Origin of the sequence: Neobacillus niacini (assembly GCF_019749295.1) — a bacterium.
GTDB classification, from domain to species: Bacteria; Bacillota; Bacilli; order Bacillales; family Cytobacillaceae; genus Neobacillus; species Neobacillus niacini_D.
Map to the genome: position 1 here is coordinate 1 of NZ_JACWFG010000021.1, position 20,537 is coordinate 20,537.

Below are 20,537 nucleotides of genomic sequence, written 5' to 3' on the forward strand. Positions count from 1 at the left end.
TTGGCTTAGCTTTTATAAAAAGCTAAAAAAATGTTTGTTGACGTTACTGTTTGTTTAGTTTTCAAAGAGCAATATTTCAATCAACCAATGAGCTCGTCCTTTTTAAGGGGCTCAAAAGCGACCTCTTTAATTTAACATATCCTCTATTTCAATGTCAACAACTTTTTAAAAATCTTTTTTGTTGTTTGACCCTCTCGGTGAGGACGAGATTTAATATAACATGTTCCAAAAATGATTGCAATATAATTTATAAAGTTTTTTTCTTTATTTTATTTTTAGCAGAAATAAATAACCATAACTTTAGCTAATTTGAAGAGATTCTGCCAAAGATAAGTCAATTAGTATATAGACTCATAAAATCAGCCCTACTTGTATAAGTAATAAGAGAAGGCTCTAAATATACTCCATAATGAGACTTGGAGAACTATCTATCCACTGATTATTTCAGTAATAGGAAGTTTTTCTTTTTTTAACAAAGAAGGGATGTCGTATAATAGTAATATCAGTTTCCCTTGTATTAATAAATAATAGTAATGGACGTGAAGCCCATGGAGAATATTGATTACGATATATTATTAAAGCTTGGAGTATCAGCAATTTTAGGACTTATCATTGGACTTGAACGTGAATTAAAAAGGAAACCGGTAGGTCTTAAAACAAGTCTCGTTATTTCGGTAGTAAGTTGTTTGCTTACAATCGTTTCAATCGAATCAGCTTATATGTTTCCTGATTCTGATAATGTTAAAATTACAATGGATCCTCTTCGTCTTGCTGCCCAGATTGTATCGGGTATCGGTTTCCTAGGAGCAGGCGTGATACTTAGAAGAGGAAATGACAGTATCTCTGGTTTAACAACAGCCGCAATGATTTGGGGAGCAGCGGGAATCGGTATTGCTGTTGGAGCTGGTTTTTTTATTGAAGCGTTTGTTGGAGTTGCCTTGCTCATTATTAGCGTAGAATTAGTCCCTTACGTTATGAAGTTCATTGGTCCAAAGCAATTGCGGGAAAAAGAAATTAGTCTTCAATTATTTATTAGGGATAAAATCCAAATTGATAAAGCAATCTCATTTCTTATGGAAAGAAAGTACATTATTCGAAGGATTCGCATAAAGGACTTAGATAACGGAGATCATCTCGTGCAAATTTTAGTTGCGGTTGATTATCGTGAAAAGACTACAGATGTGTATGATTCTGTATCAAAATTAGAAGGCGTTCATAAAGTTGAAATTGAAAGTATGGGTTAAATAAAAGAAAAAGTGAAAAAATCTATTGCAAGAATGGTATGAGAAAGATATAATTTTTCTTGTACCACATACGGGGGCTTAGCTCAGCTGGGAGAGCGCTTGCATGGCATGCAAGAGGTCGTCGGTTCGATCCCGATAGTCTCCATACTAAAAAACCCTTGCCCAGCAAGGGTTTTTTCTATGTCATTCTTTTACTTTTTCTAGGTGCACTTTTTTCTCCTGGTTTAGAATTCGATCGTTGTCCCCTAACACCACTTTTCCTACTTTCTTGCCCCTTCTGTGAACCTTCCCTATGTTGTTTAGGACTTCTCTTACCATCACTTCTACCTTCGGTTTTCCGAGGAGTTTGCCGGTTATTATTCTTTTTAACTGTCGACTTTGAAGGTGAACTAGATTTTTTATCTTCCTGACTATTGCCAGTACCTATGTTTTCTTTCTTGATTGTTATGTTAAGCTCTTTCTCAATCATATCAAGTGTAGGACGGTCATCTGTTGAGTAAAATGTAATCGCAATTCCTTTTGTTCCAGCTCTGCCAGTTCTGCCGATTCGATGGATAAAGCTTTCTGCATCTTGAGGAATGTCATAATTAAAAACATGGGTCACACCTTCAACATCAAGCCCCCTGGCTGCGACATCCGTTGCAATTAACAATTGTATTTCTCCATCTCTAAAGCGTTTCATTACTTGCTCTCTTTTTGATTGTGATAAATCACCATGCAGTTCATCACACAAAAACTTATGTGATCTAAGAACTTCATATAACTTCGAAACCCTCCGTTTAGTTCTACAAAAAATAACAGCTAAATAGGGTCTATGCGTTTCGACTAATTGAATTAACGTTGCTTGCTTAGCACGGTCAATCGTATGGATAGCAATAAGTTTAACATTGTCAGCCGGCCCCTGCGTTTTCTCAACCTGGATGTATTCCGGTTTACACATATGTTTATTAGCTAATGTTCTAATCTCCTCTGGCATAGTCGCAGAAAAGAGCATGGTTTGCCGGGTTTTAGGTGTTTCCTTAATGATATCCTCAACCTCATTCAAAAACCCTATATGGAGCATCTGGTCCGCTTCATCAAGAACAAGAAACGATACTTGTGATAATTGAACGGTCCCTCTTCCAATATGATCTAAGAGCCTTCCAGGTGTACCAACAACTATTTGAACATTTTTCTTTAGTTTTTTAAGCTGTTTATCCACATCCTGGCCGCCATATACCGCGAGAACATCGACACCTGTCATATCACGAGTAAGCTTTTCAAACTCATCGGTTATTTGCAAAGCTAATTCTCTCGTAGGGGTAACAATAAGTGCTTGGACATGTGAATCAAGTGGATTTATTTTTTCTAAAATGGGCAGGATGAAGGCAAAAGTCTTTCCAGTCCCTGTTTGTGCCTGGGCAATGACATCTTTTCCACCCATAATAAACGGGATTGCTTTCTCTTGGATAGGAGTTGCAGTGGCTACCCCGTGACTTCTTAATTTATTTACAATTGACTCAGAAATACCTAAAGATTTAAAATCAGGCAAAAAAATCCCTACTTTCTCTATCTCATACAATTTTTGTCTTATTAATATTGAGTGTTTAACACGGAAATAGCAAATATTCTTTTTTAAAACAAAAAAAGACCTCATCAATTGATAAGACCTTTTATAGCTAGCGTTTTTTAATATAGTAATAACTTATTTCCCCAAAATCCTTTCGATCTACCATTGTATGCTTATGTATTCTGATCCAGGCTGCCAAGCCCTCTCTTACCATGGGCTCATTGGATATGACCTCGATAATTTGTCCACTAATCAACTTTTCCATTTCCAAGAACAGAATATCTACTACCTCTTCAGCCCCTGTTTGACATGCATCATAGATTACATCCGGTACATATTGGAGTGACATTCATTAAGCTCCCATCGCGATTTAATCAAACTCTTTTAACACCTATTATAAAAAAATGATATGATAAGATAAATTCAATTTATCTATTCTATCTATACATACAAATCGATTGTATCAATATAAAGGGTGGTAACATTAATGGATTTACACCAATTATTTGTGTTTACAAAGGTAGTAGAACACAAAAGCTTTTCTAAAGCAGCGGAAGACATTTTTCTTAGTCAATCTACTGTAAGCTCTCATATTCAAGCTTTAGAACGAACTCTGAATGTGAGTCTCTTCGATCGGGTTGGGCGAGAGAATATTCTTACTCCAGCTGGGGAGCGATTGTATCAATGGGCATTAAAGCTTTTATTATTAAAGGATCAGGCACTGCTTGACATAAAAGAAGGAGCAACAGAACTTAGGGGAATTATACGAATCAGTGCCAGTTCCGTCCCAGGTCAATTTATGATTCCCAGGATGGTAAAGAAGTTTAGAACGCTTTACCCAAAAGCAGCATTTCATATAAACCAATCCTCATCGAAGAATGTTGCAGAAAAGGTCCTAAATGGATCAGTTGATTTTGGCATATTAGGTGAAAAATACGACAACGATAAACTTTGCTATATTCCTTTACTAAAAGAACATCTAGTGCTTATCACATCACAGCAGTCCGATATTAAGGGACCTGTGGATATCCAAAACCTATTGAGCTATCCATTTATCATGAGAAACTCTGATTCGGGAACGAACTCTCTTATAGAACGATTTTTGAAAAAACAAAACATCGCAAAGGACCAATTGAACATTGTAGCTTTTACAGAAAATGGCCAGAGTTTGGTTCAATTCGTACTCCAAGATATCGGGATTGCGATTATTTCGGAAATGGCTGCAAGGGAATATTATGATAGAAAATTACTGAAGATACATGAAATAAATGGGTTTGATGATGAACGATATTTTTATCTTGTTTATAACAAAAACAAAACACAATCGATGTTATCAAAGTTATTTATTGAAAGTGCACATGAACTCATTGCCATAAACTAAAGGGCTGAAAATCTTCAGCCCTTTTTGGGGTTATGGTTTAAGAATGACTTTTATACAATCTTCTGTTTTTGTATCAAAAACCTCGTACCCATGTTTTGCTTGCTCTAATGGCAGTACATGGGTAATGATGTCACTTATATCGATTTTTCTTTCGTTGATCATATTGTATAGGTAGGACATATAAGGAATAACAGGTGCCTGTCCTGTTTTGATATCAACGTTTCGCTGGAAGATATCCCCAAGTGGAAAAGCATTGTATCTCCCACCATAAACACCGGTAAGTTGAATCGTTCCGCCTTTTCGGACTGCTTGACTAGCAATAACGATTGCACCCATTGCACCGCCATGAAGCTTCATACCTGATGCCAAAAACTCCATCGGGGTCATTTTTCCGTCCATCCCTACAGCGTCGATGACGATATCAGCTCCACCCTGAGTAATTTCCAGAAGATAATCCCCCACATTTTCATGGTCCTCGAAATTTACAATTTCCACTTTGTTGGTTCGTTTTGCGTGCTGTAAGCGGTAATTGATGTAATCAACAGCTATAACACGTTTGGCCCCTTTTAACCAGGCGAATTTTTGTGCTAATAAACCGACTGGACCACATCCTAAAACGATCACGGTATCATCAGGTTTTACCCCCGCATGATCCACGCTCCAATAGGCAGTGGGTGCAGCATCAGCAAGTAATACAAGTTTCTCATCTTCCACTTCACAATTTTCCGGAATTTTAAATGGAGTGAAATTCCCATAAGGAACACGCATATATTCTGCCTGTCCGCCAGCATAACCGCCAGTTGTTTCCGAATATCCGAAAAACCCGCTGCCCTGCCCATGAGGGTTTGCGTTGTCGCATTGACTTGTTAAATCGTGATTACAATACCAGCAGTGTCCACAGCTAACGTTAAATGGGATAATGACTCGGTCCCCTTTTTTTAACTTCGTGACCTCTGGACCTACTTCTTCGACAATTCCCATCGGCTCGTGCCCTATTACAAAATCTGTTGGCAGATTTGGTATCATTGCATGGATTAAATGCAAATCAGATCCACAAATGGCTGAAGATGTAATCTTGACAATAATGTCATCAGGATTTTTTATATTAGGATCCTTTACTTCTCTTACCTCAACATTCTTAATTCCTTGGTATGTAACGGCCTTCATTTTATCCCCTCCTTTTATTGGTCTGGTGTTGCAAACATACCCTGCCTATCCGTGTCGTTAGGATAAAGATTCAGCTTGGCAATTTGCACGGCCGTCTCGGCTGCCTTCATATCAATAGGATATTGCTCCTTAAAGTTATGTGGATGAAGCCAGCCCTTTTTTATCATTAAATTAGATATTTCCGTATGCAAATCAATAGCTGCCTCCATTTGCTTATGGAAAATTCTCCTTAGTTCAGGGTTAGCCGTTTCCGTAATCGCAAAGCCATAGTTACGAATTCCATTTTTTACAGTTAATAAAAAATCCATAGCAAAGGCCGAATCAGCCAAACTCGGCATTCCCTCAGCATTTCTTGGGTCCAAATAATCCTCCATACATTCCACCTCCTTATTCTTATTGAAGTAATTGGCTATTTTTGTAGAAACTCACGATTTCATTAATATCCTTAATAGATTGTTGAACATCTTTTTCCATAAGTGCTTTTAACTCATTATCGAAGCAAATGCCCTGCATTAATTTTGATCGGAGTAAGCAAACCGTTTTAAAATTTAAGATTTCATGTGTTTCCATTGTCTCATGTAAGGCTAAGTTTTCCTTGACCATCACACTCACCTCCAGGTACTACCTGTATTTTCTCCTATTCGCATTTCCTTTTATGCAAAATGAATAATCATCATTACTCTTAGAAAATATAAAGAGGATTAATTCTGTACGTTTGGAGGGAAAACAGTGACAAAATATCTTGGTCTTCACGAGACGCTTGACCTTCATGAATTGTTGACTTTTAAAAATCTTTGTTTAACAAAAGCTGCTACCATGAGTGTATTGGTTCAAGATCCTGAATTAAAAGCAATTATGTCGGAAGATGTTGTTAATGGGACAAAGCATATACAACAGCTTCAGGAGTTTTTAACACAAAGGGAGGAAAATGAATGAATCAGCTCATCCAAAACCTAATGGGCATGGGCGGGATGACAGACCAGGTCATTGCTACCGACTTTCTCATTTCTGCAAAAGCCGGTGTTAGAAATTACGCAGTAGCTATTACTGAAACAGGCACACCAGAATTAAAAGCCGCTCTAAGAGAGCAATTAAATACTGCCATTGCCACCCATGAAAAAATCACTAATTATATGATTTCTAGAGGCTTCTACCATCCACATGAGTTGAGTGAACAATTACAGGTTGACTTAACCGTATCTGAAACCGCCCTAAAACTTGCACAAAAATAAGTAAAGGAGAACCGCTAATTTTTAACGGTTCTCCTTTATGTTTTATTACTGAATTCTTTCAATTTCTTCTTATCAATTTTTCCAACATGTGTTTTCGGAAGTTCTTTTAAAGTGATAAACCTCTTCGGTATTTTATAGCTTCCAAGTTTTTCTTCACAATATGATTTAAGTTCCACTTCATCAATTGGATGAGGATATTTCTGGACAATGAAAGCTACAACAAGCTCTCCCCATTTATCATCCGGAAGTCCAATCACTGCTGCTTCATCAACCGCCGGGTGAGCCGCGAGCCAATGCTCAATTTCTAGTGGATAGACATTTTCACCGCCAGTGATAATCATATCTTTTTTCCGTCCGACAATATAATGGAAACCCTCTTCATCCTTTTTTGCCAGGTCTCCAGTATGAACCCAGCCTTCTTTCTTCGTTTCCATCGTTGCGAGTTCATTATTCCAATAATGTGAGAAAGTGTGTCTTCCATTAATTAAGATTTCTCCAACCTCGTTAACTTTAGCCTCTTCCCCATCTGCCTTTTCCAGTTTTATTGTATTGAACATCATCGGCTTTCCTACAGACCCTCGTTTCAACTGTGCATCCTCAGGGTGAATAAAGAAATTATTTGGTCCGGCTTCCGTTAATCCATACCCCTCCTTAAAGGCTAATCCTTTCTTTTGGAAGGCTTCATACACATGTAAAGGACAAGGCGCTGCACCAGACAAGAAAATCTTCATTGAAGGGAATTCACTTCTTTGGAACTCATCACTTTGAATGAGCAAATGATACATTGTCGGTACAAGAAGAATAATCGTACATTTGTATTGATTAATTGAATGGACTGCTTTTTGTCCCGTAAACTGATCACCGATTACCACTGTCCCGCCAATCATTAAGATAGGCACCGATAAAGCATTTAATCCTCCTGTATGAAACATAGGCATGTAGTTTATCGTTACATCCTCTTGAGATAAGTTCCAGCTAAGTATCGTGTTAATACCATTCCATTGAATGGATTGATGACTTAATACAACACCTTTTGGTTTCCCTGTAGTTCCTCCTGTGTAAATCATCGCTAATGGGTCTTTTTCGGAGATAGCTTCGATCTGCCTACAATCAAAAATATCGGATACTATTTCATGGTAACTGCTTCCTCCCACAACCAAAGCTTTAGGTGCTGTCTTAAGCAAGGAAGGAACCCTGTTTTCGAATCTCTGATGAATAGCTATCAAAGAGGGTGTGCAATCAAGCAATATTTCATTTAATTCATGCTCTGACAGGCGCCAATTTAATGGGACAAAAATGGCCCCTATTTTTCCACATGCAAACAATAAATCAAAATAACTTATATCGTTTGGTGACAATAAGGCAACTCGGTCACCTTTTTTCACGCCTTGTTTCTTTAACCAGCCTGCCATTGAGGAAGAGCGGTTATTTAATTGCTTATAGGTCCATGATTTATTTGTATCTTCATCAATTATTGCCTTTTTATTTGGCGATAACCTTGCCCTATTTTCAATCCAATCGATTTCCCACCTCACCGAACAATCTCTCCTTCACAACTAGATGAGAACATCTTACTGAATTCTGGTTACAACAAAGTTACAAAGATGAATATAAAAAAACGACCACAAATTGGTCGTTTCGCTGCTGAATCATGATACCCCAGAATTTAAAAAGTCTGTCACCTCTGTTAGTAATTGTGGCAAATCATCGACTAGAGGGGAATGACCACAATCCTTTAACTCTACAAATTTAGCTTTTTCACCTAAATCCGCTACCAATTCTCTAGTCATTTCAGCGGTAATAACAAAGTCACGATCACCTCTTAAAACAAGAACAGGTACATTAATTCGATCCACCAGTCCATTTCCCTCGACGAGTCCATTATGATGATGACTGATATTAAAGGTATTGTTTGAATGATGTACCTCAGCTAAATTCCGCTGTGTTCTCATATCCTGCACATATTCATCGTAAGCTTCTTGTGCAGGCTGATTTTTTGTATAGATAACAGCATTCCAAATCAATTTCAATAATTCCACATTATTTGCATCGTAAGCCGCTTGAACGGGGATGGTCCGAATTAAGTCCTTTTTAATATCTTCATAGCGTTCAAATCTCCGAGGTTCATCATTTTCAGCCAATTTCCCATCAAACGGATAGCCCCTAGTAGACTCTGAGGCTAATAAAATTAGTTTGTTGCAATAGTCAGGGTAATCAGCAGCAAACTGCATGGCAACAGCCCCGCCTGTAGACCATCCCACAATTGCAAAATCCCTTAGTCCAATTTCATCAACAAATAGCTTTACATCATCGGAGAAGTCCTTGATAGACGTAATAAGATTATAGTAAGACGATTTTCCAAAGCCCCGTAAATCCATGGCGTATAGTTTAAACTCCTCTGCCATATGATCTAGAACAAGATCCCAGTGCTTGGAAGATGTCATATTCCCATGGATTAAAAGAATCTTTTTTTCCCCGCCCTCTCTCTCTCGATAGGCAATCGTTTCCCCATTTGTTAACTGAACCTCTTTCATTGTCACCTTAACCAACTAAGTCACCTTCCCCCATTTTATTGTCGCTGCCCCCCAGGCATAGCCAATCCCAGCACTAACGAACACTACTAGGTCACCCTCTTTTACTTTCCCTTCTCTAAGTGCCAGCTCAAGAGATAGTATTTGATCAATTTGGCCAATATGGCCGTAGTCCTCTAAGTAGATGGACTGTTGCTCTGACAAGCCTAATTCTTTTAATACATATTCATGCGCAGACTTTTTCATGTGGAGCAAGGCTAAATAAGAAATATCCTCGTCCTTATAACCACTTTTCCTCACTGATTCCCTAATTACCTTAATAAAATTGGTCATTGATTTTAGTTCCAAACGCTGTTTCATTCCGTCTGGATCAAGAACATCCAGCATATTTAATCGCTGTTCAATTGCCTCTTTTGTAATTGGATGTTTGGTACCTCCAGCGACAACCACAACATCCTCTGAAAAAGAGCCGTCAGTAATGATTTCTGTTTCCAAAAGGATGTTCTCGTTATGCCCCTTTTTCAACAGAATCGCTCCTCCACCAGCACCGAGATTAAACATGAAGCGTGTTCGGGGATTCTCATAGTCTATGAAATCCACATTCCGATAGCCTCCCGCAAGTAACACCGTTTGGATCGCCGAATCAGCCATCATCAGACTTTTTGCCACTTTAAGTGCCATAACCGTGGTCCCGCATCTTAGGGCAACATCAAAGGCCCAAGCATTAAAGGCTCCAACTGCCTCCTGCAGCTTGATTCCAGCTGTCCAAAGTGGATATTCCTTATGTTCTTCTCCAATATATATAACAACATCAATTTCTAATGGGTTAATACCTGCTTTTTCTATCGCTTGTCTGGCAGCAATAATCCCCATTTCACATGTGTGATCATTGGGGCCGGGAATATGCTTTTTCTTAATCCCCATCTTGTCTTCGACAACATGTATTGGGATACCGGCCTTTTCCGCAATCTCTTTTCCCGTTACATATTCTTGCGGGAGATAAATACCTGTACCCATAATACCAACCTGCAAATTCTTCACCACCTAGACTAAGAGTCTTCCACCATAGACTTCATAAAAGCAGTCGCTTCTTCAATAGACTCAAAGAGCGTTTCCCGTTCCTCTTGAACATGTGTAACTTTTATTCTCCAATTTTTTTCACCGGTTTCTTTATCCACTGCGGTTAGTTGAAAACGAACGACGAAGGAAGCTATTTGCAAGTTATCCATTCATGCCTCCCCCTATCCAGCTAAGTTTTCTTTTTTCTTAACAGGATGCTGTTTTTTTCTTCTCCAAGTGAAATTCTTTAGCGTTCCGACAATTCCTAGCGGGAAGAAAATGACTACCAAAATATAAATAATGCCAAAGAAAATAATCCAGCGTTCAAAGATCCAATGTTCCTTAGCAAGCTCCGTTAAACCATCATGTGCAAATTCAATTAACCCTGCACCAATAATCGCTCCAACTAAGGTTCCGACACCGCCGATTATTGTCATCAATAATGCATCTAAGGTAATATCCATTGCAAAAACACTCGTATTCACATATCGAAGCGACATCGCATAAAAGATCCCAGCAATTCCAGCTAACACACCTGAAACAACACTTGCTGCAATCTTATAATGGAGTACTTGATAACCTAATGACTCTGTCCGTTGTTCATTTTCTCGAATCGCCTGTAGAACTCTTCCTAACGGAGAATTAGTAAACCGCTTTAGAATCATAAAAGTAGCTATCATAGCAGCCAAACAAATAAGGTAGAAATTAGTCCGGTCAATAAAAACCTCCGGTACCCGAAAGGTAAAGCCATCATTCCCAAACGTTAACGTCCGCCATTTTTCGGCTAATACTAAAAATAATCCTGCCAATGCCATTGTTAACATGGCATAAAAATGACTTTTCAACCGAAGAGTAAGTAAACCGACAATAAAACTTACAATGGCGGTAATAAGAATGGTCGCACCTACGGCATAAATAAAATGAAGCATAGTTGGCTCAAAACGCTTCATGAATATCCCAATGGAGTAGGCACCGATGCCAAAAAACATCGCATGACCAAAGGAGACAATTCCAGTAAAACCGAGTAAAAGGTCATAGCTCATCGCCAGGATAGCAAATACAAAAATTTGAGTTAACAGGATTAACATATTTCTAGATTCATAGACAAAAGGCAGGAGAATCAAAAAAGCAGCAATTAAAATATAAATAGTGTTTAACCGATTATTTACAATCCACTTCATGCTTTTCACCCCTTCCCGCCAAATAGTCCTTGTGGCTTAACAATTAATACAACGGCCATTAAAAGCATATTTACTGCTAAGGATAATTCCGGTACATAATAAGCCATAAACGAACCAGATAATCCAACTAATATCGCAGCCATGACCGATCCAGTGAAATTTCCCATACCGCCAATTACAACCACAATAAACGCTAATATGGCAAATTCCATACCCATTCCAGCGTGAATGACTCCGGAGTAAGGTCCGAATAGTACTCCTCCTAGTGCGGCCATTCCGGAACCAATCATAAAGACAAACATAAATACCTTCTTTATATTAATTCCCAGCGCCTGAACCATTTCCTTATTCATAACGCCAGCCCGAACAACCAGACCAATTTTGGTGTTTTTGAGTAAATATTGAACACCTGCAAAAACAAGGAAGCCAACGAAAATGATAAATACTCGATATTTAATAATAATCATACCTCCAATTTCCCAGCTTCCTTGTAAGTAATCAGGAGGGTTAGCTGATAATTGGTTGGGTCCCCAAATGACTTTTAACATCTCAGATAAGACCAGCATTAAACCAAGAGTAATTAAAATCTGCTGGACGTGGTTGCCGTATACGGGTTTGATAATCCACTTCTCCGTAATTATTCCTAATAGAAAACCAGTAAGTATTGCCCCAAGAATACCGATAATGAAACTACCGGTAGTGGAATAAATCCATATACCGCTGTATGCACCCCAGGCAAACAAACCGCCATGAGCAAAGTTAAGGACATCCATCAACCCGAAAATTAACGTTAATCCTGCTGCTAATAAGAAGATCAGCATGCCTGTTGCCAATCCATTTAATGTTAAATTGAACAAGAGCTCCATTCAAACTTTCCTCCTTTCCTACGCAATCCCCAAATACTTCCGCTTCATTTCCTCATCTTCTTTTAGCTGTTTCATTGTCCCATTGCTTACTGTTCTCCCATCGTCAATAATGTAAAAACAATCTCCGATTGTGCTAGCCATCATAAAGTTTTGCTCTACCAAAACGATGGTGGTTTGTTCCTTCATTTGCAGAATGGATTCCATCACCTTCTCCACAACGATAGGTGCCAAACCCTTACTTGGTTCATCGATTAATAGCAATTCATTTTCATTTACATACGCTCGGGCAATGGATAGCATTTGTTTTTGCCCGCCGCTTAATAACCCCCCTGGCTTTTTCCAAAACTTTTTTAAATCAGGAAATAAATTTAAGATATAATCCAGGCGCTTGTGTGTTTCTTCATTATCCTTCTGCATCGCTACTTTCATATTTTCTTCTACCGTTAATCCAGCAAATATACCTTGGTCTTCCGGAACATACCCTATTCCCCTTTGAGCAATGGTGTATGTCGGCAGATTCTGAATTTCTTGGTCTCTAAAGACAACGCTGCCTTTTGAGGCAGGATTTAATGCCATGATTGTTCGTAAGGTGGTTGTTTTCCCAGCACCGTTTCTGCCGAGCAGTACTGTAACCTCACCCTTTTTCACTTCAAGCGAAACTCCTTGTAAAATATGATACTGACCGATAAATGTCTCGATATTATTAAGCTTCAGCAGCACGCTCACAAGCTGATCCCTCCTAAATAAGCAGATTGGACACTTTCATTTTTCATAATTTCTTCAGGTGTCCCGTCCGCTAACAATCTGCCATTAAATAGCACCATGACAGAATCTGATAAGTCTAGTATCATATCCATCTTGTGCTCAATTAAAATAATCGTCCGATTTCCTTGTTCCTTAATTCTTTTAATGACTTCTAGTATGGCCGGAACATCTTCTAAAGACATACCCGCAGTCGGTTCATCTAATAATAAAACCTCGGTTTCAAGCGCAAGAAGCATAGCCATCTCGAGCTTTCTCTTTTCTCCATGTGCCAAATTGCTGGCTAATGAGTCCACTTTATCGTCTAAAAGTACAAGCTTTAGCCATTCCAGGGCCTTTGATTCAAATTCTCGATATTTCTTATAATGAAATAACATCTGGTAGCGGACTCCAGCTTTTGACTGTACTGCCAGCCTTACATTTTCAAGGACGGTTAGGTTAGGAAAAACATTGGTGATTTGAAAGGAACGTCCTATTCCTTCTCTTGTACGCTTTGTTGAAGAAAGTTTTGTGATATCTTTTCCCCGAAAATAAATTTTTCCATTTGTAGGGTTTAATTGACCGCTTAAGAGATTAAAGAATGTTGTTTTTCCTGCACCATTGGGACCAATGATTGATTTAAAGTGCTTTTCAGGAACTGAGATGCTGACTGAATCAACAGCCGTTTGTCCTCCAAAGGTTATCGATAATTGATTTGTTTCAATCAAGGTTGTCACGCTATCACCACCAATTTTTAGATAGAAATAAGGAAGAGGGTGACCGCAAACAACAGGTCATACCCTCATATAATTTGAATTTGTAAACATTGTCTGTTGATTTCCACTCCAGGCACTTCGCTTTCCGCGGGCGGTCCGGTGAGCCTCCTCGGCGCTAAAGCGCCTGTGGGGTCTCACCAGACCCGTCCTCCCGCAGGAGTCTTCGTGCCTTACGCTCCAATCAACAGAGTGCCAATATCTAAAGTCAGCTTTAACACTGCTTATTTTCTAAAAAACACCTTTAATTACGTACTGGAGGTGCGGTTTCTTCTGGTGTTAATTCTCGAATTAACACAGGAACTGGGTATGGGACGCCTTCTTTCTTTTCTAGTTTGATGGCGTATAGTGCTTGAAGGGCTTGGTGATCTTCTTTCCGATAGGTCATTTTTCCTTTTGGTGTTTCAAAGCTCATGCCTTCCATTGTTTCAATTAATTTATCGGCATCGGCGTCGCCTTCGGTTTTCTTTAGTGCTTCTACAATTGAAATTGCCGCACTCATACCACCTGGTGTGAACAAATCAGGGACTTCTCCGTTGAATCGCTTCTTATGTTCAGAAACCAGCCAATCATTAATTTCATTACTTGGCAGATCATGATAGTAAACCGTGAAGCCTTCCATGCCTACGAGCGGTTCCATAGTAGCCAACGCTGCGATATCTGGAACACCGGTTGAAATCTTGATTCCCTTATCTGATACCTTCATATCAGAAATCTGCTTCCAAGGAGAGTTTGCACCCGCCCATACCACAAATAAATAATCAGGTTTTGCGTCGATAATTTTTTGGATATTGGATGTAAAGTCAGTTGCTGCTGGGTCTGCATACTCTTCTAATACAATATCTCCACCGAGCTTTTCAGCCGCTTCTTTAAAGGCAGCGACTCCGTCACGACCGAAGGAATAATCTGGAGCGAGGGTAGCAATTTTCACACCATCACCAGCAATAGCAGCGGCACCTGCAACGGCATCCTGTGATGAATTTCGTGCTGATCGGAATATATACTTATTAAACTCAGAACCTGTAATACTATCAGCAGCTGCTGGTTCAACAATCATAATCTTTTGGTATTCTTCAGCAAGCGGCAATACCGCTAAAGTATCAGCTGAGCTGGAAGATCCCACTAAAAAATCAACTTTATCTTCTTCTAAAAGCTTAGTAGCCTTTTGAACGGCAACTTCCGGCTTCGTTTCTGTATCTTCGACTACAAACTCAATTTTTCTTCCCGCAACCTCCATCGTTCCTTCTGTTGCATATTCTAAGCCTAGTTCAAATCCCCTTAACGTTTGTTTACCATAAGATTCTAAGGCACCCGTTGTTGAGGCGAGAACACCTATTACAATTGGCTCCTTATTGTCAGCCTTATCTCCATTCCCCTTTGTATCTCCCTCAGTCTTATCCGAGCTGCAGGCTGTTGCAAAAATCATCATAAGAATAAGAAATCCCATTAAGAAAACTCTTCCTCTAAATACTTTCACTTCATTTCCCCCTTAATATTTGTAAAAATCCATTGCAATGCCTTTGCGTTAATAATAGATAACGAGAGTTACATACAAGTTACAAGACGAAAAGCATACCCGCATTGACGCAATGTTAGGTCAAAAAAAAAAAATACAGCCCAATTGAGCTGTACACACATGACCAGATGATTTATTTATAGTAAAGATCTCATCTGGCTGTCTGTTGCTTTTATTAGTTCTCCCCATGTGCTGTATCCGCGATTTTTAAATTGCCATAGCAGCTCAGTAAATAAAAAAGCGGTTGTTAATGCATCACCCAATCCGCTGTGCCGGTCATAGATTCTTGTTCCAAAAGCCATTGCATATCGTTCTAAATCCCTCATATCATGGGACGGTGCAATATATCCAATAAGATCAAGCGTATCTATTGTCATAATTTTTTTCAGAGCAAGCTTTTCTCTATTAAATTCACTTTTCAATGCAAGTACATCAAAACTGACGTAATGACCTACTAAACATACAGCTTCTCTCGATTGTACAAAATCAAAAAAACTCATCATTGCCTCTAAAGCTTGTGGTGCAGCTTCTACCTGCTCATTGGAAATAGAAGTAAGCTCTATCGTTTCCTGAGGAATTTCCCGATTAGGATTAACATAAGTCTGAAAAGTATCAAACTCAAGGACTTCTAGTCCTTTTATCGGCACAGCACCTATTTCAATGATTCGGTCAATTGTCGCCACTTGAAATCCTGTTGTTTCTGTATCGAAAACAACAAAATCAAGATTTTCTATGGGAGTGGATAAAGGAATTGTTTCATAGGTAAGGCCACAAGATACATTTTTTCTGCGAAGAAACATTTCCACACTTCCCTTTTATGAGAGCAATAACGAAAAGTGTGTAAACACCTGACGCTGAATCTCCCTTAATGTTTTTAAGCTTAAGAACAGTTCTTCTTTTTCCCGGGTAGACAATCTAGTAAAAGAGATAGTGGATGTCCGTTCACTGCCGTTCTTTTCATGCTGCCAGCGCTGGTTGACATATAGAGTTAAAATATGACTTACAGCTTCCTTAAGGTCCTGTGCGAATGCATCGGAAAAAACCCGCTTATTCATTAGCCATTCAATTTTTTCCATCGGGGTACCCGATTGCTTTCCCTGTAGAAGTGATAATATTTGCAGGCTATGATGGCAGGGAAATAAAACTTCTTTTTTCATATCAAGGTTTTTTCGCTCAAGCTTGAATAAAGAACGAATAGGCTGATCAAGGTTAGGCATTGGATTCTCTTTTTCTATTTGTGCCAGCCGGAATAAAAAAATTTTCGACCTTTCCATTTGAGTAGAAATGACATTTTCAAACCTTTCGTGCAGTTTATTACTTCCGGCGATGAAACGGTATGAAAAGAAGTTTTGAGCTAATAACAAATTATCATTGGTTGATTGAAGCATCCATTTTCGCAGTCTCTCTTCCCAAGCTGCAAGAGAACCGCGCCATTCTTGCTCACTGCACATCATCAACCCTTTACACCGGGCATATCCGGCTGATTCCATGTTTTTCGTAATCTCTTTTCCTAATTCAGCAAAATAGTCATTTCCTTTCTTCCCATCATCCTCATAAACAAGAAAATGATCTTGATCTGTCAGAATAAACTGTTCTTTACGGCCGCTGCTGCCCATTTGATAAAAGGCAAAAGAACATGGCTGCTGTCTGCCGCTTGCCTGCAGCTTTTGAATAGAAAGCTCTACTATTCTTAAAACAAGACGATCGTACAAATTGGTTACGATTTCTAAAGTTTTTAATATTGGCACCCGATCTCTCAACAGAGTATCAAGTACTTCATAAATCGCACTCTTCACCATTGGAAGGCTGACCATATCAGCTTGTTCAATCTTTTGAATTGTTTTCATAACGTTTTCGCTTTTTTTCCGTAATAAATCAGACAAAGTAAGGATTCCAACCAACTTTGAATCTTCCATTACCGGTAAGTGTTTAATTCCTTTTAGGAGAATCATTGATATGGCGTCATAATAATAAGCAAATCTTGAAATAGATAGGGGGTTCGGGGTCATAATTTCCTGTGCTGCGGCCGTCATTGGCACACCTCGTGCAACCACTCTTGCCACCATATCCCTTTCGGTTATAATTCCTTTTAAAATCTCTTTTTCAATTACCAGAACTGAACTTATTCTCTTTTCATGCATAAGCCGAGCTGTTTCTTGAACAGTTGTTATGGGAGTAACTACGACAACCTTTTCACTCATAATATCCTGGACACGAATCTTGATGGTATCATTCTCACCATAATCCCTTGCAAGTTTGACCTGTTCAGCCAGGGATGAGTATATATCCTTTAGACGAATAGCTATCTGTGTCAGCAAATAGTCATGAACTCCCGGGTCATCCCATCTTTTTGCTATGACCTCGAATGGAATATATAATACCTTGACAGCACTAACAGCTTTTACCTCAACCATTACTTCGCCTTTTACAGGCTTAGAAACTCCGAGGAAATCAGCTAATCTTGAGAACCCAATCATTTCCCCTTTTTGTACGACCTCCAAGACTTCTACTCTATCATTGCTTTCGTTTCTAACAAAAACCTCCGAAAGACCTTCTATCATAAGCAGAAGGCCTTCTCGGGGTTTATCTTTTCCCAATATCATTTCATTTTTTTCATAATGACGGAATTCACATAGAGAAAGTAATGAAAGAGCACGCTCAGGCTCCACCCCGCGGAAAAGGGGGTGAAACCTTACGGGCTCTAGATTGTACAAATTAAACTGATTTTGGTCCATCATCATTCATCCATACATCGCCATTTTTATAAACCATTTGCTCTGGATAGCGAAGGTCCATAACCTCATCCTGAATCTTTTGAGAAGGAGCAGGTGTCATTAGTGATACTACGATGTTAGCGGTAAAGGCAGCAATTGCACCGAAAACTCCTGCACCTGTATCAATGATGCCGAGGATTGTAAATCCGCCATACTTCGCTGCAAAAATGTATGCCAATGTAACGCCCAAACCTACCAGTAATCCAGCAATTACACCTTTTGAATTTGAACGCTTCCACCAAACACCAAGCACAAGTGCCGGGAAAAAGGTTCCAGTTGCAAGCGCGAATGCCCAGGCAACGATTTGTGTAATGGCTCCTGGAGGGTTAAGCGCGATAAGACCCGCGAAAAGAGTTGCAAGAACGATGGACCAGCGGGCAACGGATAGCCGTTTTTTCTCGGTTGCATTTGGTTTTAAGACACGATAGTAAATGTCGTGGGCAAATGATGATGAAATAGCAATCATCAAACCGCCGGCAGTTGATAATGCAGCTGCCATAGCACCTGCTGCCACTAAGCCGATTACAAACATACCTAGATTGGCAATTTCCGGTGTCGCCATAACAACAATATCATTGGAGATGATTAATTCGCTCCACTGAAGAACTCCATCTCCATTTCCATCTGCTACTTGCAGCTTGCCTGTATCAACCCAAGTTTTTGTCCATGCAGGCAGTTCGGTAATTTTACTGCCGGCAACCTTTGTCATTAGGATGAAACGGGAAAAAGCAGAATAGGCAGGTGCCGATAAGTATAGTAATCCGATGAACAGCAATGCCCATGCCCCAGACCAGCGGGCAGCCTTCATCGTTGAAACCGTATAAAATCGAACGATTACGTGCGGCAGTCCTGCCGTACCTGCCATTAATGTAAACATAAGCGCAAGGAATTGCCACTTTGTTCCATTTGTGAATGGAGCAAAATATTCAGAAATCCCCAATTCACGATCGAGTTCTCCCATTTTGCCAACAAGTTCACCATAAGAGATCCATGGCATCGGGTTTCCTGTAAGTTGTAGTGACATGAAAATAACTGGGATTAAGTAAGCTATAATTAAAATGATATATTGAGCTACCTGTGTCCAAGTAATCCCTTTCATACCTCCAAACGCTGCATAGAAGGCTATTAGAACAACCCCTATCATCGTACCCACTTTAGCGTCAATTTCAAATAAACGGCCAATTACCACACCAGAGCCAGATAGTTGTCCAATAGAATAAGTAAAGCTGATTATAATTGTACATATCGCTGCGATAACACGGGCCGTATGGCTGTCAAAACGGTCACCGATAAAGTCAGGAACTGTGTAACGTCCATACTTCCTCAGCTGCGGTGCCAATAAGAATGTAAGCAGCAAATATCCGCCTGTCCAGCCCATTATGTACGCAAGTCCATCATAGCCAAGCAGCATAATGGTTCCAGCCATACCAATAAATGAAGCAGCACTCATCCAATCTGCTCCAATCGCCATCCCGTTAAAAATTGGCGGGACACCCCGGCCGGCAACATAGAAATCTGATGTTGCCTTTGCTTTGTTATAAATGGCAATTCCAATATATAATGCAAATGTTGCTAAAATAATAGATAATGAGACCAAAAATTGTGTATCCAATGCCATCCCCCTTTTTCACCAACAAATATTTTTATGACACCCCTTTTGTTATACCTGCATCCAGCTTGAATGACAGCTTTCCTTATTAATGGTCAAGTACCTTCCCTGAACTAATCTGCCTATTTTTCTCTTCGTCAATCCCATATTTCCTATCAATAGCGTCACCCAGCTTTGCATTGACAAACAGAAGGATAATAAAGGTTATTACTGCGCCTTGCGCTCCCATAAAGTAATGGAATGGAAATCCATTGATAGTAAATTCACTCAAAGGCTCCGCTAAAAGAACTACCCCATAGGAAACTAGAAACCACACGATAAAGTAAATAATCATATTCCGAGTTTTTTCACGAAAATAGCTGTCTGCTACTTTCTTATCAATTTTTTTCAAAACTCCACCCCCGGTTAAAATTGATTAATTAAAAATGAAATAAAAATTGCTAGAAATTTTAATATTTTTCAGCACCACCCCCATTAAAGAAACCGCAGCCTGGCGAACTGCTATTCTCACACAGCCCAATAAACTGGCCCTGTGGAAAATCATTACCTTAGACTAAAAATAAATTTGACTGTTTCCATAAACGGTGCTGGTACAAGGATGATTTGAATGAGGAAGTAAGCAAAGATGGATAGGAAAGGTACAGCTAAGAAGAACGGCCTTTTCTTTTTTAGTGCAAGAAAAAGGCAGACACCTGTAATGATTAATAATGAAACTAAAGCAAACAAATTGTTTCCTCCTCTTAAAGAAAGCGCTAACACAAAACTAAATATTAAGAAAATTCCCACTTTACTATTATGTCCAAAAATTATTCTTCGGTCAAGTACTATTAACATAAATTTACAAATAATCATATCGACCTATACCTATAGTAAGGGAGCGATTTCTTATAGAAACCGCTCCCTTACTTGTCTCA

23 protein-coding genes and 1 tRNA gene are annotated in these 20,537 nt (G+C 39.2%); 5 read left to right on the top strand and 19 right to left on the bottom strand.

Annotated elements, in window-relative coordinates:
- The first annotated feature begins 548 nt into the window (after positions 1–548).
- Both H0184_RS23475 and H0184_RS23480 read left to right on the top strand, forming a co-directional pair.
- Entirely contained in the window at positions 549–1,244 is a 696-nt protein-coding gene (locus H0184_RS23475; protein ID WP_221829049.1) for an MgtC/SapB family protein, read from the top strand.
- A gap of 72 nt (positions 1,245–1,316) precedes the next feature.
- Positions 1,317–1,389, top strand: a tRNA-Ala gene (locus tag H0184_RS23480).
- A gap of 33 nt (positions 1,390–1,422) precedes the next feature.
- On the opposite strand, the gene H0184_RS23485 is transcribed toward H0184_RS23480, so the two are convergent.
- A complete protein-coding gene (locus tag H0184_RS23485) occupies positions 1,423–2,775 on the bottom strand; it encodes a DEAD/DEAH box helicase (RefSeq protein WP_260631759.1) in 1,353 nt (450 codons plus the stop codon).
- A gap of 127 nt (positions 2,776–2,902) precedes the next feature.
- A complete protein-coding gene (locus H0184_RS23490; protein ID WP_221829051.1) occupies positions 2,903–3,142 on the bottom strand; it encodes a sulfurtransferase TusA family protein in 240 nt (79 codons plus the stop codon).
- 138 nt (positions 3,143–3,280) lie between these two features.
- Between H0184_RS23490 and H0184_RS23495 the strand changes: the two genes are divergently transcribed.
- Positions 3,281–4,174, top strand: a complete 894-nt coding sequence (locus H0184_RS23495) for a selenium metabolism-associated LysR family transcriptional regulator (protein ID WP_221829052.1) — start codon at positions 3,281–3,283, stop codon at positions 4,172–4,174.
- A 30-nt stretch (positions 4,175–4,204) separates the two neighbouring features.
- Here H0184_RS23495 and H0184_RS23500 read toward each other — a convergent pair whose 3' ends face one another.
- The 3 genes from H0184_RS23500 to H0184_RS23510 are packed head-to-tail and all read right to left on the bottom strand — an operon-like array spanning position 4,205 to position 5,944.
- Positions 4,205–5,341 (bottom strand): zinc-dependent alcohol dehydrogenase, encoded by a 1,137-nt coding sequence (locus H0184_RS23500; RefSeq protein ID WP_221829054.1) that lies wholly within the window; start codon positions 5,339–5,341, stop codon positions 4,205–4,207.
- Positions 5,342–5,355: 14 nt separating this feature from the next.
- On the bottom strand, positions 5,356–5,715 hold the full coding sequence (locus tag H0184_RS23505) for a spore coat protein (RefSeq protein ID WP_221829056.1): 360 nt from the start codon (positions 5,713–5,715) through the stop codon (positions 5,356–5,358).
- Between the two features lie 19 nt (positions 5,716–5,734).
- Positions 5,735–5,944 (bottom strand): spore coat protein, encoded by a 210-nt coding sequence (locus H0184_RS23510; RefSeq protein WP_221829058.1) that lies wholly within the window; start codon positions 5,942–5,944, stop codon positions 5,735–5,737.
- A 126-nt stretch (positions 5,945–6,070) separates the two neighbouring features.
- Here H0184_RS23510 and H0184_RS23515 point away from each other — a divergent pair, with 126 nt between their 5' ends.
- The gene (locus tag H0184_RS23515) at positions 6,071–6,277 is read left to right on the top strand and encodes a hypothetical protein (protein WP_221829060.1); all 207 of its coding nucleotides are present in this window, start codon (positions 6,071–6,073) and stop codon (positions 6,275–6,277) included.
- Positions 6,274–6,573 (top strand): spore coat protein, encoded by a 300-nt coding sequence (locus H0184_RS23520; RefSeq protein WP_221829062.1) that lies wholly within the window; start codon positions 6,274–6,276, stop codon positions 6,571–6,573. The genes H0184_RS23515 and H0184_RS23520 overlap by 4 nt, the downstream gene beginning before the upstream one ends.
- A 35-nt stretch (positions 6,574–6,608) precedes the next feature.
- Here the strand turns inward: H0184_RS23520 and H0184_RS23525 are convergent, their stop codons facing one another.
- From H0184_RS23525 to H0184_RS23590, 14 genes are all read right to left on the bottom strand, one after another.
- A complete protein-coding gene (locus H0184_RS23525; protein ID WP_221829064.1) occupies positions 6,609–8,108 on the bottom strand; it encodes an acyl-CoA synthetase in 1,500 nt (499 codons plus the stop codon).
- 114 nt (positions 8,109–8,222) lie between these two features.
- Complete coding sequence (gene phaZ / locus H0184_RS23530; RefSeq protein WP_221829124.1) at positions 8,223–9,107, bottom strand: intracellular short-chain-length polyhydroxyalkanoate depolymerase; 885 nt, start codon at positions 9,105–9,107, stop codon at positions 8,223–8,225.
- Between the two features lie 15 nt (positions 9,108–9,122).
- Positions 9,123–10,136, bottom strand: coding sequence for a 3-oxoacyl-ACP synthase (locus H0184_RS23535; RefSeq protein ID WP_260631760.1), 1,014 nt, complete (start codon positions 10,134–10,136; stop codon positions 9,123–9,125).
- Between the two features lie 17 nt (positions 10,137–10,153).
- Positions 10,154–10,333, bottom strand: coding sequence for a hypothetical protein (locus H0184_RS23540; protein WP_221829066.1), 180 nt, complete (start codon positions 10,331–10,333; stop codon positions 10,154–10,156).
- 12 nt (positions 10,334–10,345) lie between these two features.
- The gene (locus H0184_RS23545) at positions 10,346–11,344 is read right to left on the bottom strand and encodes a branched-chain amino acid ABC transporter permease (RefSeq protein WP_221829068.1); all 999 of its coding nucleotides are present in this window, start codon (positions 11,342–11,344) and stop codon (positions 10,346–10,348) included.
- Positions 11,345–11,349: 5 nt separating this feature from the next.
- A complete protein-coding gene (locus tag H0184_RS23550; protein WP_221829070.1) occupies positions 11,350–12,210 on the bottom strand; it encodes a branched-chain amino acid ABC transporter permease in 861 nt (286 codons plus the stop codon).
- A gap of 18 nt (positions 12,211–12,228) precedes the next feature.
- Positions 12,229–12,936, bottom strand: a complete 708-nt coding sequence (locus H0184_RS23555; RefSeq protein WP_221829072.1) for an ABC transporter ATP-binding protein — start codon at positions 12,934–12,936, stop codon at positions 12,229–12,231.
- Positions 12,933–13,688, bottom strand: coding sequence for an ABC transporter ATP-binding protein (locus H0184_RS23560; RefSeq protein ID WP_221829074.1), 756 nt, complete (start codon positions 13,686–13,688; stop codon positions 12,933–12,935). The genes H0184_RS23555 and H0184_RS23560 overlap by 4 nt, the downstream gene beginning before the upstream one ends.
- A gap of 280 nt (positions 13,689–13,968) precedes the next feature.
- Positions 13,969–15,171, bottom strand: coding sequence for a substrate-binding domain-containing protein (locus H0184_RS23565; protein WP_221829128.1), 1,203 nt, complete (start codon positions 15,169–15,171; stop codon positions 13,969–13,971).
- Between the two features lie 206 nt (positions 15,172–15,377).
- Positions 15,378–16,040, bottom strand: a complete 663-nt coding sequence (locus H0184_RS23570) for a 3'-5' exonuclease (protein WP_221829076.1) — start codon at positions 16,038–16,040, stop codon at positions 15,378–15,380.
- Positions 16,041–16,055: 15 nt separating this feature from the next.
- Positions 16,056–17,801, bottom strand: a complete 1,746-nt coding sequence (locus tag H0184_RS23575) for a DUF294 nucleotidyltransferase-like domain-containing protein (protein ID WP_260631761.1) — start codon at positions 17,799–17,801, stop codon at positions 16,056–16,058.
- Positions 17,802–17,955: 154 nt separating this feature from the next.
- Positions 17,956–19,626: a sodium:solute symporter family protein gene (locus H0184_RS23580; RefSeq protein ID WP_221829081.1), complete on the bottom strand. Its 1,671-nt coding sequence runs from the start codon at positions 19,624–19,626 to the stop codon at positions 17,956–17,958.
- An 85-nt stretch (positions 19,627–19,711) separates the two neighbouring features.
- Positions 19,712–20,014, bottom strand: a complete 303-nt coding sequence (locus tag H0184_RS23585; protein ID WP_221829083.1) for a DUF4212 domain-containing protein — start codon at positions 20,012–20,014, stop codon at positions 19,712–19,714.
- Between the two features lie 152 nt (positions 20,015–20,166).
- Positions 20,167–20,349: a hypothetical protein gene (locus H0184_RS23590; RefSeq protein ID WP_221829085.1), complete on the bottom strand. Its 183-nt coding sequence runs from the start codon at positions 20,347–20,349 to the stop codon at positions 20,167–20,169.
- Positions 20,350–20,537 lie beyond the last annotated feature (188 nt).